Raw genomic sequence first — 13628 nt, 5'->3', positions numbered from 1 at the left:
TAATAATAAAGTAATAATCGTCTCATAGATAAGCTCTTCGGATAATTAGTATCACTTGGCTATGACATTACTGCCTTTACACCTGTGACCTATCAACCCCATCGTCTTTGGGGATCCTTTAAAGAAATCTCATCTTGTGGTGGGTTTCGCGCTTATATGCTTTCAGCGCTTATCCCTTCCAAACGTAGCTACCCAGCAATGCTCCTGGCGGAACAACTGGTACACCAGAGGTTTGTCCAACTCGGTCCTCTCGTACTAGAGTCAGATCCACGCAAATTTCTAACGCCCACTGTAGATAGAGACCGAACTGTCTCACGACGTTCTGAACCCAGCTCGCGTGCCACTTTAATGGGCGAACAGCCCAACCCTTGGGACCTTCTCCAGCCCCAGGATGTGACGAGCCGACATCGAGGTGCCAAACCCCCCCGTCGATGTGAGCTCTTGGGGGAGATCAGCCTGTTATCCCCGGAGTACCTTTTATCCTTTGAGCGATAGCCCTTCCATGCGGAACTACCGGATCACTATGCTCTACTTTCGTACCTGATCGACTTGTAGGTCTCTCAGTCAAGCTCCCTTATGCCATTGCACTCTACGCACGGTTACCAAGCGTGCTGAGGGAACCTTTAGAAGCCTCCGTTACTCTTTTGGAGGCGACCACCCCAGTCAAACTACCCACCAAGTAATGTCCCCCAACAAAAGTTGGGGTTAGGCTTCAAACAAGTAAAGGGTGGTATTTCAACAATGACTCCACTGCCCCTAGCGAGGCCGCTTCAATGTCTCCCACCTATCCTACACATCACTTATCCAAAGTCAATACTAAGCTATAGTAAAGGTTCACGGGGTCTTTTCGTCCCACAGCGGGTAATCGGCATCTTCACCGATACTACAATTTCACCGAGGTCATGGCTGAGACAGTGTCCAGATCGTTGCACCATTCGTGCAGGTCGGAACTTACCCGACAAGGAATTTCGCTACCTTAGGACCGTTATAGTTACGGCCGCCGTTTACTGGGGCTTCAATTCAATGCTTCTCCGAAGATAACATCTCCTCTTAACCTTCCAGCACCGGGCAGGTGTCAGGCCCTATACTGCATCTCTCGATTTAGCAGAGCCCTGTGTTTTTGATAAACAGTCGCCTGGACCTCTTCACTGCGGCCCCCACTCAAAAGTGGGGGCGACCCTTCTCCCGAAGTTACGGGCCCATTTTGCCTAGTTCCTTAGCCATGAATCTCTCGAGCACCTTAGATTTCTCATCCCAACTACCTGTGTCGGTTTACGGTACGGGCTGCTTTAATTGATTTTCTTGGAAGAACGGCCTCTAGATTATCACCGCCACCGTAGCTTTGGTGTACTATCTCTACCTTACAGTAGATTCAACGTGCAATTCCGTCTGCACGCACTAGATTTCCTTCTCCGTCTCGTTTAATTTAAAGCAGGTAGCAGAATATTAACTGCTTGTCCATCGACTACCCCTTTCGGGTTCGCCTTAGGCCCCGACTAACCCTCAGCTGATTAGCATAGCTGAGGAATCCTTGGTCTTTCGGTGTGCGGGTTTCTCGCCCGCATTATCGTTACTTATGCCTACATTTTCTTTTCTAAACGCTCCAGCATACCTTACAGTACACCTTCTGCGCTGTTTAGAATGCTCCCCTACCTCTTACAAAATTAATTGTAAAAGCATAGCTTCGGTAATATACTTATGCCCGATTATTATCCATGCCTGACCGCTCGACTAGTGAGCTGTTACGCACTCTTTAAATGAATGGCTGCTTCCAAGCCAACATCCTAGCTGTCTAAGCAGTCTGACCGCGTTTGTTCAACTTAGTATATATTTTGGGACCTTAGCTGATGCTCTGGGTTCTTTCCCTCTCGGACATGGACCTTAGCACCCATGCCCTCACTGATTAAAAACATTTTATAGCATTCGGAGTTTGTCAGGAATTGGTAGGCGGTGAAGCCCCCGCATCCAATCAGTAGCTCTACCTCTATAAAACTATTTAATCGCTGCACCTAAATGCATTTCGGGGAGTACGAGCTATTTCCGAGTTTGATTGGCCTTTCACCCCTACCCTCAGGTCATCCCAAGACTTTTCAACGTCAACGGGTTCGGTCCTCCACTATGTGTTACCACAGCTTCAACCTGCCCAAGGGTAGATCACACGGTTTCGCGTCTACCACAGCTAACTTAATCGCCCTATTCAGACTCGCTTTCGCTACGGATCCATAACTGAATTATTTATCCTTGCTAACGGTGGTAACTCGTAGGCTCATTATGCAAAAGGCACGCCGTCACCCCGATAGTTATCGGGGCTCCGACCGCTTGTAAGCGTATGGTTTCAGGGTCTATTTCACTCCTTTATTCAAGGTTCTTTTCACCTTTCCCTCACGGTACTGGTTCACTATCGGTCTCTCAGTAGTATTTAGCCTTACCGGATGGTCCCGGCTGATTCATGCAAGGTTTCTCGTGCCCCGCACTACTCAGGATACTACTACATCATTAATATCTTACCCCTACAGGCCTGTCACCTTCTATGGGAACTCTTTCCAAAGTATTCGGGTTCATTATTAATCACGATATTGTAGTCCTACAACCCCAGTACTGCCGTAACAGTACTGGTTTGGGCTGTTTCACGTTCGCTCGCCGCTACTAGCAAAATCACTATTGTTTTCTCTTCCTCCGGCTAATTAGATGTTTCAGTTCACCGGGTTCGCTTTCCTTGCGGAATACTATACCTTCAGTATAGTGGGTTGCCCCATTCGGATATCTGCGGATCAATTCATATGTGCTAATCCCCGCAGCTTTTCGCAGCTTGTCACGTCCTTCGTCGCCTCTGAGAGCCTAGGCATCCCCCATACGCCCTTAATAAGCTTATCTATTCGATAATTATTTATTTATTTTACTCTAAAGTACTCCTACTCCTTAATTAAAAGAAGTAAAAATTCTCTTACTCTCGTATTCTTATATATCTTCAATATGTCAATGAACGTTTACCTCTAAAACACTTACCCTTAAAGTAAGTCCTTAGAAATCGTTATAATATCTAAAACCAATTAGATATTACTTGTTTTATATTATAAGGTAATGTCTGTTGTCTTCATAGCTAATTCCTGTTTTTGCAATTTACCAATACGACTTTTCCTACTCCTTAATTAAAAGAAGTAAAAATTCTCATACTCTCGTATTCTTATATATCTTCAATATGTCAATGAACGTTTCGTATCCAAGTTTAAGTGGACATCTCTTCAGAACTATTACTAGTACTTTAGAGATTTCCGCTTTCGAGGAAACTTTAGTGGAGAGTATCGCCCCGATGCTTCGGGGGAACCGATGACCTAAATCATTTTCTTTCCACTGTGGTGGAGAATATCGGAGTCGAACCGATGACCTCCTGCGTGCAAGGCAGGCGCTCTAGCCAGCTGAGCTAATCCCCCTATTAAATTGACAACTAGAAACATCAAAATCTACTTTACTACTAAAGTCTTTTGATTCCCTTTAAAAAAACGTCTATTACATCTTATCAGATGCAATACTCTAAAAAAGGAGGTATTCCAGCCGCACCTTCCGGTACGGCTACCTTGTTACGACTTAGCCCCAGTTACTAGTTTTACCCTAGGCGGCTCCTTGCGGCGACCGACTTCAGGTACCCCCAGCTTCCATGGCTTGACGGGCGGTGTGTACAAGGCCCGGGAACGTATTCACCGCATCATGGCTGATATGCGATTACTAGCGATTCCAGCTTCACGCAGTCGAGTTGCAGACTGCGATCCGAACTGTGATAGGGTTTGTAGATTCGCTCCTGGTCACCCAGTGGCTGCTCTCTGTCCCTACCATTGTAGCACGTGTGTAGCCCAGGACGTAAGGGCCGTGATGATTTGACGTCATCCCCACCTTCCTCACAGTTTACACTGGCAGTATGTCTAGAGTCCCCATCACTACATGCTGGTAACTAAACAAAGGGGTTGCGCTCGTTATAGGACTTAACCTGACACCTCACGGCACGAGCTGACGACAACCATGCAGCACCTTGCAATTTGTCCGAAGAAAAAGATGTTTCCACCCCTGTCAAACTGCATTTAAGCCCTGGTAAGGTTCCTCGCGTATCATCGAATTAAACCACATGCTCCACCGCTTGTGCGGGCCCCCGTCAATTCCTTTGAGTTTCATTCTTGCGAACGTACTCCCCAGGTGGGTTACTTATCACTTTCGCTTAGCCACTCAGACCGCAATTAGTCCGAACAGCTAGTAACCATCGTTTACGGCGTAGACTACCAGGGTATCTAATCCTGTTCGCTACCTACGCTTTCGTCCATCAGCGTCAGTGAATTGTTAGTGATCTGCCTTCGCAATCGGTATTCTGAGTAATATCTATGCATTTCACCGCTACACTACTCATTCTAACCACTTCACAAGCACTCAAGAACAACAGTATCAATGGCAATTTTACGGTTGAGCCGCAAACTTTCACCACTGACTGATTGTCCCGCCTACGGACCCTTTAAACCCAATGATTCCGGATAACGCTTGGACCCTCCGTATTACCGCGGCTGCTGGCACGGAGTTAGCCGGTCCTTATTCTTACGGTACCGTCAACAGTTCACACGTGAACCTTTTTCTTCCCGTATAAAAGCAGTTTACAACCCATAGGGCAGTCTTCCTGCACGCGGCATGGCTGGATCAGGATTGCTCCCATTGTCCAATATTCCTCACTGCTGCCTCCCGTAGGAGTCTGGTCCGTGTCTCAGTACCAGTGTGGGGGATCTCCCTCTCAGGACCCCTACCTATCGTTGCCATGGTAAGCCGTTACCTTACCATCAAGCTAATAGGACGCATACTCATCTATTACCGTAACCTTTAATTATCAATTGATGCCAATCGATAATACCATAAAATATTAATCCAAATTTCTCTGGGCTATCTCTTAGTAATAGGTAGATTGTATACGCGTTACGCACCCGTGCGCCGGTCGTCATCGGTGCAAGCACCAATGTTACCCCTCGACTTGCATGTGTTAGGCCTGCCGCTAGCGTTCATCCTGAGCCAGGATCAAACTCTTCATCGTTAAATCTTATATATCTTAACGCTTTTCTCAAATTCGACTCTTACATCTTATTCTCAGGAATCAACTCTAATCTTAAAGTATAATCTTAATGTTTCTAATTCTACAAATAATCTCTTATTTGTGCTGTCAATTCAATATGTCAATGAACTTTTAATTCTTGTCGTTTAAACCGTATCAAAGGCCTTAAACTCGTGTGCTTCTCTAAGCGGATGCAAAACTAATACTTATTTTTAATCTAACAAGTGGTTTTACGAAAAAAATTAAATCTTATTTTAATGAACGTCCATAACCAAAATAAAGGGAAACAACTAAAACTTATATCCCAATCTCACAAGTACTACACCTCAATTTAATAACTCTTCCTCTCTCCCTGTGTGACCCTCTCAATACCTCAATTAGCGGGGTGCAAAACTACAACCTTTTTTCCCTTCTAACCAAATAAATGAAGCAGTTTCTTTAAAGAAAAAATTATAAAAAGAGTAAGGGGCTCTTTCCCTTAGGGTTATGACAAAAGAAAAATTATGATTTAGTAAAAAAGTTCACAGAAAATAATAAATTTACTATGCATGCATAATAAATTTATATATATTTGATATCTACAATAGATTATGAAAGAAAAAACGATTGATTATATATTAAGGTCAACTTGGATTGCTGTAACTAAAATGTATAATGAAGAAGCAAATAAAAAAGGAAGCAGCATGGCTACAGGCTTTGCTTTATTAAGTATAGACCCTGATAACGGCACTCCATCGACAGCTTTAGGGCCTAAAATGGGTGTTGAATCTACTAGTTTGTCTAGAACTTTAAAGACTATGGAAACAAAAGGATTGATTACTAGGGAAAAAAATCCAAACGATGGCAGAAGCGTCCTTATATATCTTACAGAATTTGGGGTAGAGATGAGGGAATTTTCCAAATATGTAGTACTCTCATTTAATGAAGCCATAAAGGATAATATTTCTGAAGAAGATTTAAACACATTTATAAAAGTGACTGATAAAATCAATGAACTCATTTCAGAAAAAATGATTTTCATCAATAATAAACAAGCATAAATTTAAAAACGGATATGAAAAGAAGAATCAAAAAAGTCGCAGTGATTGGTTCCGGCATTATGGGTAGCGGTATAGCTTGCCATTTCGCGAACATTGGAGTAGAAGTCCTCCTGTTGGACATTGTTCCTCGTGAACTCACTGAGAAGGAAGAAAAACAAGGAAAAACTTTAAAAGATCCGAGTGTTAGAAATAGAATTGTGAATGATGCTTTGCAAACTTCACTCAAGTCAAACCCCTCTCCTATTTACCATAAAGATTTTGCAAAGAGAATTGAAACTGGTAACCTAGAAGACGATATTTCAAAAATTAAAGATGCTGATTGGATTATTGAGGTTGTTGTTGAAAGACTAGACATTAAACAACAAGTTTTTGAAAACCTTGAAAAACATAGAACACCTGGGACTTTGATTTCTTCGAACACGTCTGGAATTCCTATAAAGTTTATGACTGAAGGTAGAAGTGACGATTTTAAGAAACACTTCTGTGGTACTCACTTTTTTAATCCACCAAGGTACCTCAAATTACTCGAGATCATTCCAGGACCAGATACTTCAAAAGAAGTTCTAGAATTTTTGAATGAATATGGTGAAAAGTTTCTTGGTAAAACAACAGTCGTTGCCAAAGACACTCCTGCATTTATTGGTAATCGAGTTGGTATTTTCAGTATTATGAGTCTTTTTCATATGGTAAAAGATATGGATATGACAATTGAAGAGGTCGATAAACTCACTGGACCAGTTATTGGAAGACCAAAATCTGCAACGTTTAGAACTGTAGATGTTGTTGGCTTAGACACCTTGGTTCATGTTGCTAATGGATTGTATGATAACGTTCCTAAAGATGAGCGACATGACTTATTTAAACTACCAAGTTTCATCGAAAAAATGATGGAACATAAGTGGTTGGGGAGCAAAACAGGTCAGGGTTTCTACAAAAAAATAAGAAATGATGATGGTTCCAGCGATATTAAATCTTTGGACTTGGAAACCTTGGAATATAGAGACAGAAAATCTGCAAAATTTGACACTTTAGAAAAAACGAAATCGATTGATGCTGTTGCAGACAGGTTTCCTGTCTTAATTGAGGGTAAGGACAAAGCAGGTGAGTTTTACAGAAAAAATTTCGCAGCTTTATTCGCTTACGTTCAAAATAGAATTCCAGAAATCACTGATACCTTATATAAGATAGACGATGCTATGAAAGCTGGATTTGGCTGGCAGCATGGTCCTTTTCAAATCTGGGATGCTATTGGCTTAGACAAAGGAATACAATTGATGAAAGATGAAGGCTTTGAGGTTGCTGATTGGATACATAAGCTTTCAGAATCGAATCAAAACTCATTTTATAATATTAAATCAGGTAAAACTTATTTTTATGATATAGATCAAAAATCTCATCAGAAAATACCTGGTCAAGATGCTTTTATCATCCTTGATAATATTAGAGAAAGCCATGAGGTTTTCAGTAATAAAGATTTAGTTGCTGAAGATCTAGGCGATGGAATTCTAAACATTGAATTCCGAAGTAAGATGAATTCTATAGGTGGCGATGTGCTTAATGGTATAAACGCCGCTATGGATATTGCAGAGAAAGAATATGACGGAGTTGTTATTTCAAACACCGGTGATAATTTCTCAGTTGGGGCAAACATAGGAATGATCTTCATGTTTGCTGTAGAACAAGAGTATGAAGAATTAAATGCAGCCATTAAATATTTTCAAGACACAATGATGAGAATGCGCTACTCCTTTATACCAACAGTAGCAGCTCCCCATCAAATGGCACTTGGAGGCGGATGTGAATTATCCATGCACGCCGATAAAGTTGTAGCTCACGCTGAAACTTATATAGGATTAGTTGAATTTGGCGTAGGGGTTATTCCTGGCGGTGGAGGTTCCAAAGAAATGACTCGTAGAGCTGCTTTAACTTTTCAGAAAGATGATGTAGAACTGAATAGACTTCGTGAAAATTTCTTGACCATAGGAATGGCTAAAGTTGCCAAATCTGCGCATGAAGCCTATGATCTAAATATTCTTGAAAGAGGGAAAGATATAGTTGTCGTAAGTAGAGACCGCCAATTGGCTGTCGCTAAAGAACAGGCAAGACTCATGGCTCAAAATGGATACAGCCAACCCGTCCAAACCAATGATATTAAAGTTCTTGGTAGACAAGCACTAGGGACCTTCTTGGTTGGAACGGATCAAATGAAAGCTGGTAAATATATCAGTGAACATGATCAAAAAATTGCAAATAAGTTGGCTTACGTCATGTCTGGAGGAGATCTTTCTGAAGCTAACTATGTTTCTGAGCAGTATCTTTTGGATCTAGAACGCGAAGCCTTTTTATCGCTTTGCGGCGAGAGAAAAACCTTAGAGCGTTTACAACATATGATTAAAAAAGGGAAACCTTTGAGAAACTAAAGGCCCATCTAAATCTTCCCAAAGGGAAGACTTGGAAAGATTAAATTTAAAATATTAACTAAAAAAATACCCATTAAAATCCCCTTTCCTCCGGAAAGGGTTAGGGATAGGAAAATGAAAACAGCATATATAGTAAAAGGATATAGAACTGCAGTAGGAAAAGCTCCTAAAGGGGTGTTTCGTTTTAAGAGACCAGATGATTTGGCCGCAGAAACCATAGAATACATGATGAAGCAATTACCTGAATTTGATAAATCTAGAATAGATGATGTCATGGTTGGTAATGCTATGCCAGAAGCAGAACAAGGCTTAAACATGGGGAGGTTGGTTTCTCTTATGGGCTTAAAAACTGAGGAAATACCTGGAGTGACTGTAAATCGATATTGTGCCTCTGGAATTGAAACTATTGCCATGGCATCGGCCAAGATACAAAGTGGAATGGCAGACTGTATTATAGCAGGTGGTGCAGAAAGCATGAGTTATATCCCTATGGGAGGTTATAAACCTGTACCCAATTATGAAACGGCTAAAGCTGGAAATGAAAGTTATTATTGGGGAATGGGATTAACCGCGGAAGCTGTAGCAGAGAAATATAAGATTAACGCAAAAGATCAAAATGAATTTGCTTACCATTCTCATCAAAAAGCGGTGAAAGCTCAACAAGAGAACCGTTTTAAAGACCAGATCGTTCCTATAGAAGTTGAAGACATCTTTGTAGATTCTAATGGAAAAAAACAATCTAAAACTTACACCGTAGATCAAGATCAGGGTCCGAGAGCAGATACTTCTGAAGAGGTTTTAAACAAATTGAGACCTGTTTTTGAAGAAGGTGGAAGTGTTACTGCTGGAAATTCTTCTCAAATGAGTGATGGTGCAGCTTTTGTAATGGTCATGAGCGAAGACATGGTTAAAGAATTAAATCTTGAACCAGTCGCTAGGATGGTAAGTTATGCCACTGTTGGTGTTGAGCCTAGGATCATGGGAATAGGTCCTGTAAAAGCTATACCTAAAGCTTTAAAACAAGCCGGTTTAAAATTGGAAGACATGGAGCTGATAGAGCTCAACGAAGCTTTTGCTTCCCAGTCTCTAGCTGTTATCAGAGAATTGGGTATCAATAAAGATATTCTCAATGTTAATGGAGGGGCCATTGCTTTGGGGCATCCCTTAGGGTGTACAGGAGCTAAATTATCTGTGCAAATTTTTGATGAAATGAAAAAAAGAAATTTAAAAAACAAATATTCTATGGTAACCATGTGTGTAGGAACAGGCCAAGGTGCTGCTGGAATTTACGAAGTATATTAAAATCTAAAAAAAGAGAAATGGAAACTAAAGAAAAAATTGATGACATGATCCGTGGTGGTCAGTTTATCGTAAAAGAAACTAAGGCTGAAGACGTTTTTACTCCAGAAGATTTTTCTGATGAGCAAAAGATGATGAGAGATTCTGTAAAGGAATTTGTAGATAGAGAGATATGGCCTAAAAAGGAAGAATTCGAGAAAAAGAATTACGACTTGACGGAAGAAATCATGAGAAAAGCTGGAGAACTTGGATTTCTTGGCGTTGCAGTTCCTGAAGAATATGGTGGGCTAGGAATGGATTTCGTATCTACGATGTTGGTATGTGATTACATTTCAGGTGCTACAGGTTCTATTGCTACGGCTTTTGGTGCTCATACAGGAATTGGAACCTTACCTATTACCTTATATGGTACTGAGCAGCAAAAGAAAAAATATATTCCAAAACTTGCTACTGGAGAATGGTTTGGAGCTTACTGTCTAACTGAACCAGGAGCAGGTTCAGATGCAAATTCAGGAAAAACTAAAGCTGTCTTATCTGAGGATGGTTCACATTACAAGATTACAGGTCAGAAGATGTGGATCTCTAATGCAGGCTTCTGCAATATATTTATTGTTTTTGCTAGAATCGAGGACGATAAAAATATCACTGCATTTATTGTAGAAAAAGATTTAGAGAATGGAATTTCCATGGGTGATGAAGAGAAAAAGTTGGGAATCCACTCCTCTTCTACTCGCCAAGTCTTTTTTAACGAGACTAAAGTGCCAGCAGAAAACCTACTAGGCGAACGTGACGGTGGTTTCAAAATCGCTATGAATTCGCTCAATGTTGGAAGAATTAAACTTGCTGCTGCATGTTTAGATGCTCAACGTAGAGTCTTAACTTCAGCAGTAGAATATGCCAACGAAAGGGTACAGTTCGATACTCCTATTTCAAAATTTGGTGCTATTCGTTCTAAATTAGCTGAAATGGCAATGTCTATCTACGCAGATGAAGCCGCAAGCTACAGAGCTTCAAAAAATATTGAAGACAGAATTAACTTAAGAAAGGAAAATGGGAGCTCACATCAAGAAGCCGAACTAAAAGGTGTAGAAGAATTTGCTATCGAATGTTCTATACTTAAAGTTGCAGTTTCTGAAGACATTCAAAAATGTACAGATGAAGGTATTCAAATTTATGGAGGTATGGGATTCTCTGCAGATGCCCCTATGGAATCTGCTTGGAGAGATGCGAGAATTTCAAGAATCTATGAAGGTACCAATGAGATTAACAGAATGCTTTCTGTAGGTATGCTAGTTAAAAAAGCAATGAAAGGACATGTAGATTTATTAGGACCAGCAAAAGCTGTGGCTGATGAATTAACTGGTATTCCATCTTTTGATACTCCAGACTACACTCAGTTTCTTGCTGAAGAAAAAGCTATGCTTAAGAGATTGAAAAAGGTGTTTTTGATGGTTGCTGGAAGTGCAGCTCAAAAGTATGGTGAGGAATTAGACCAACATCAACAGCTCTTATTAGCTTCTGCTGACATTTTAATTGAAACATATATGGCAGAATCAGCTATATTGAGAGTAGAAAAAAACGCAAAGCGTTATGGTGAAGAAACTCAAAAAGTTCAAATCGCTATGGCTAAGTTGAGACTTTATAAAGCTGTTGATAAAATCAATGAAAAAGCTAAAGAAGGTATTATTTCCTTTGCCGAAGGTGATGAACAAAAAATGATGCTCATGGGATTAAAGCGTTTCACGAAGTATGAAAACTACCCAAACATCGTTGAACTTAGAAATATTATTGCTGATAAGATTGTAGAAGATAACAAATATGCAGTCTAAACAGAAATTCAGTTAATGACAAAGCCCACTTTGCAGTGGGCTTTTTTGTATTAATCCTAATTTGTAAGAATATGAAAGCTATTTTAATTCTATTCCTTGTTTTATTTTCCAATTCAATCTTCGCTCAAAGTTTGAACGGAGCATGGGAAAAAGTAACCAATTCTGAAAGTCAACAAAGAACCATTAAACTGTATAGTGATTCTTATTTTACATCTTCGACCATTTTAAAAGATTCTGGGGAGTTTATATCAGCCTCTGGTGGAACTTATTTTATGAATGATTATGACTACATAGAGAACTTGGAAATCCATTCAGAATCCGCGGCAATTACTGGAAGTTTTTTTAATTATAATTATGAAATAAAAGGGGATTCTTTGAACATAAAGGATAAAAATTCAAATACTATTGAAAAATGGACAAGGATTGATAATGCCGATAATGAAAATGTGACTTGTTGGAAAATCCATCAAGCATTTAGAGATTCTAATTGGATAACTATTGAAGATGGTCCTCGAAAGACCTTGAAGCTTTTGACCAATAATTACTATCAAGTATTAGCATTGAATAGCCGGACTGGACAATTCTTTGGATCTAGTGGTGGACAATGGGAATTAAAGGATAACAAGCATTATGAATTTATCCATTTTTTCTCTAAAAATCAAAAAATGGTTGGTGATACATTAAGCTTTGAAAAAGTAGTCAAAGAAAATATATGGACCCACAACGGTAAAAGTTCTAAAGGAGATTATATCCAAGAACGCTGGAAGAGATTTAAATAAACAATTCCCTTTAATGGGTAAAGGGAATTGTTTGTTTATGTGGAAGGTTAGTAATTTATATAATCGATGATTTCAAGGCCATAACCTATCATTCCCACTCTTTTTTTATGTTTTGTGTTGGACATCAATTTGATTTTATGAACCCCCACATCGTGCAAAATTTGAGCTCCAATACCAAAGTCTTTTTCGTCCATAACAACTCTAGGGGCTTTAGCAATATCCCCTTCACTTTGATCTTGTTTAAGTGCCTTTAACCTCGATATTAAATTAAATCCTTGTATATCTTGGTTTATAAAAACGATAACTCCTTTGCCTTCAGCATTCAATTGCTTAAACATACTGTCTAGCTTTTGATCAGCATTATTGGTAAGTGTTCCTAAAATATCATTGTTGACTAAAGTTGAATTCATTCTCACTAGAACGGGCTCATCTATCTTCCAAGTTCCTTTAGTCAAGGCTAAATGAACCTGATCGTTTGTCGTTTGATGATAAGCTCTTAATCTAAATTGACCAAATCTTGTATTCAGTTCAAAATCCTCAGATTTTTCAATAAGAGAATCGTGCTGCATTCTATAAGCTACTAAATCCTCAATAGAAACTAATTTTAGATCGTGTTCTTTCGCGACTTCCACTAATTCTGGTAGTCTAGCCATACTTCCATCTTCATTCATGATTTCACAAATAACCCCGGCAGGTTTCAAACCAGCAAGTCTAGCAAAATCTATAGAGGCTTCGGTATGCCCAGTTCTTCGTAAAACACCTCCTTCCTTTGCTATGAGTGGAAAGATATGTCCTGGCCTGTTTAAATCGTGTGGTCGCGTCTCATCGTTGCATAAGGCTTTTATGGTTTTAGAGCGATCTGCTGCAGAAATACCTGTAGTCACACCCTGACCTCTAAGGTCTACAGAAATTGTAAATGCTGTTTCCATAGGATCGGTATTATTACCGACCATTGTGGTGAGATTTAATTTTTTACAACGTCCTTCAGATAAGGGTGAGCAAATAAGACCTCTTCCGTACTTCGCCATAAAATTGATCATCTCTGGAGTTACCTTCTCTGCCGCTGCCAAAAAATCGCCCTCATTTTCTCTATCTTCATCATCCACCACTATAATGATTTTTCCTGCTCTTACATCATCTATGGCTTCTTGTATAGAATCCAATCTTATTTTACTATGTTCCAT

General features: G+C 39.9%; 6 protein-coding genes, 1 tRNA gene and 2 rRNA genes. 5 read left to right on the top strand and 4 right to left on the bottom strand.

Annotated elements, in window-relative coordinates; genetic code table 11:
* Positions 1-25: 25 nt before the first annotated feature.
* The 3 genes from PGOND44_RS05960 to PGOND44_RS05950 form a co-directional block, all read right to left on the bottom strand.
* Positions 26-2873 (bottom strand): 23S ribosomal RNA (locus tag PGOND44_RS05960).
* 481 nt (positions 2874-3354) lie between these two features.
* A tRNA-Ala gene (locus PGOND44_RS05955) sits at positions 3355-3431 on the bottom strand.
* Between the two features lie 105 nt (positions 3432-3536).
* Positions 3537-5059 (bottom strand): 16S ribosomal RNA (locus PGOND44_RS05950).
* The 16S and 23S rRNA genes sit together here with 1 tRNA gene alongside, the layout of an rRNA operon.
* A 608-nt stretch (positions 5060-5667) precedes the next feature.
* On the opposite strand from PGOND44_RS05950, the gene PGOND44_RS05945 reads away from it, so the two are divergent.
* From PGOND44_RS05945 to PGOND44_RS05925, 5 genes are all read left to right on the top strand, one after another.
* Complete coding sequence (locus PGOND44_RS05945) at positions 5668-6117, top strand: MarR family winged helix-turn-helix transcriptional regulator (RefSeq protein WP_003438381.1); 450 nt, start codon at positions 5668-5670, stop codon at positions 6115-6117.
* 14 nt (positions 6118-6131) lie between these two features.
* Positions 6132-8537, top strand: coding sequence for a 3-hydroxyacyl-CoA dehydrogenase/enoyl-CoA hydratase family protein (locus PGOND44_RS05940; protein WP_003438378.1), 2406 nt, complete (start codon positions 6132-6134; stop codon positions 8535-8537).
* 114 nt (positions 8538-8651) lie between these two features.
* The gene (locus PGOND44_RS05935) at positions 8652-9839 is read left to right on the top strand and encodes an acetyl-CoA C-acyltransferase (RefSeq protein WP_040555840.1); all 1188 of its coding nucleotides are present in this window, start codon (positions 8652-8654) and stop codon (positions 9837-9839) included.
* A 17-nt stretch (positions 9840-9856) separates the two neighbouring features.
* Positions 9857-11665, top strand: a complete 1809-nt coding sequence (locus PGOND44_RS05930) for an acyl-CoA dehydrogenase family protein (RefSeq protein ID WP_003438375.1) — start codon at positions 9857-9859, stop codon at positions 11663-11665.
* Positions 11666-11736: 71 nt separating this feature from the next.
* Positions 11737-12444, top strand: coding sequence for a hypothetical protein (locus tag PGOND44_RS05925; protein ID WP_003438372.1), 708 nt, complete (start codon positions 11737-11739; stop codon positions 12442-12444).
* Positions 12445-12491: 47 nt separating this feature from the next.
* Here the strand turns inward: PGOND44_RS05925 and ribB are convergent, their stop codons facing one another.
* Positions 12492-13628 carry a 3,4-dihydroxy-2-butanone-4-phosphate synthase gene (gene ribB, locus PGOND44_RS05920; RefSeq protein ID WP_003438369.1) on the bottom strand — a complete coding sequence of 379 codons (1137 nt, stop codon included), beginning with the start codon at positions 13626-13628 and terminating at the stop codon, positions 12492-12494.

The organism is Psychroflexus gondwanensis ACAM 44, assembly GCF_000355905.1.
GTDB lineage: Bacteria > Bacteroidota > Bacteroidia > Flavobacteriales > Flavobacteriaceae > Psychroflexus > Psychroflexus gondwanensis.
This window is presented reverse-complemented; position numbering and strand designations above follow the sequence as displayed.

Coding starts and splice junctions, on each gene's coding strand:
- PGOND44_RS05935 (WP_040555840.1), top strand. CDS start 8,652: ATGAAAACAGCATATATAGTAAAAGGATATAGAACTGCAGTAGGAAAA.
- PGOND44_RS05925 (WP_003438372.1), top strand. CDS start 11,737: ATGAAAGCTATTTTAATTCTATTCCTTGTTTTATTTTCCAATTCAATC.
- PGOND44_RS05940 (WP_003438378.1), top strand. CDS start 6,132: ATGAAAAGAAGAATCAAAAAAGTCGCAGTGATTGGTTCCGGCATTATG.
- PGOND44_RS05930 (WP_003438375.1), top strand. CDS start 9,857: ATGGAAACTAAAGAAAAAATTGATGACATGATCCGTGGTGGTCAGTTT.
- ribB (WP_003438369.1), bottom strand. CDS start 13,628: ATGGAACATAGTAAAATAAGATTGGATTCTATACAAGAAGCCATAGAT.
- PGOND44_RS05945 (WP_003438381.1), top strand. CDS start 5,668: ATGAAAGAAAAAACGATTGATTATATATTAAGGTCAACTTGGATTGCT.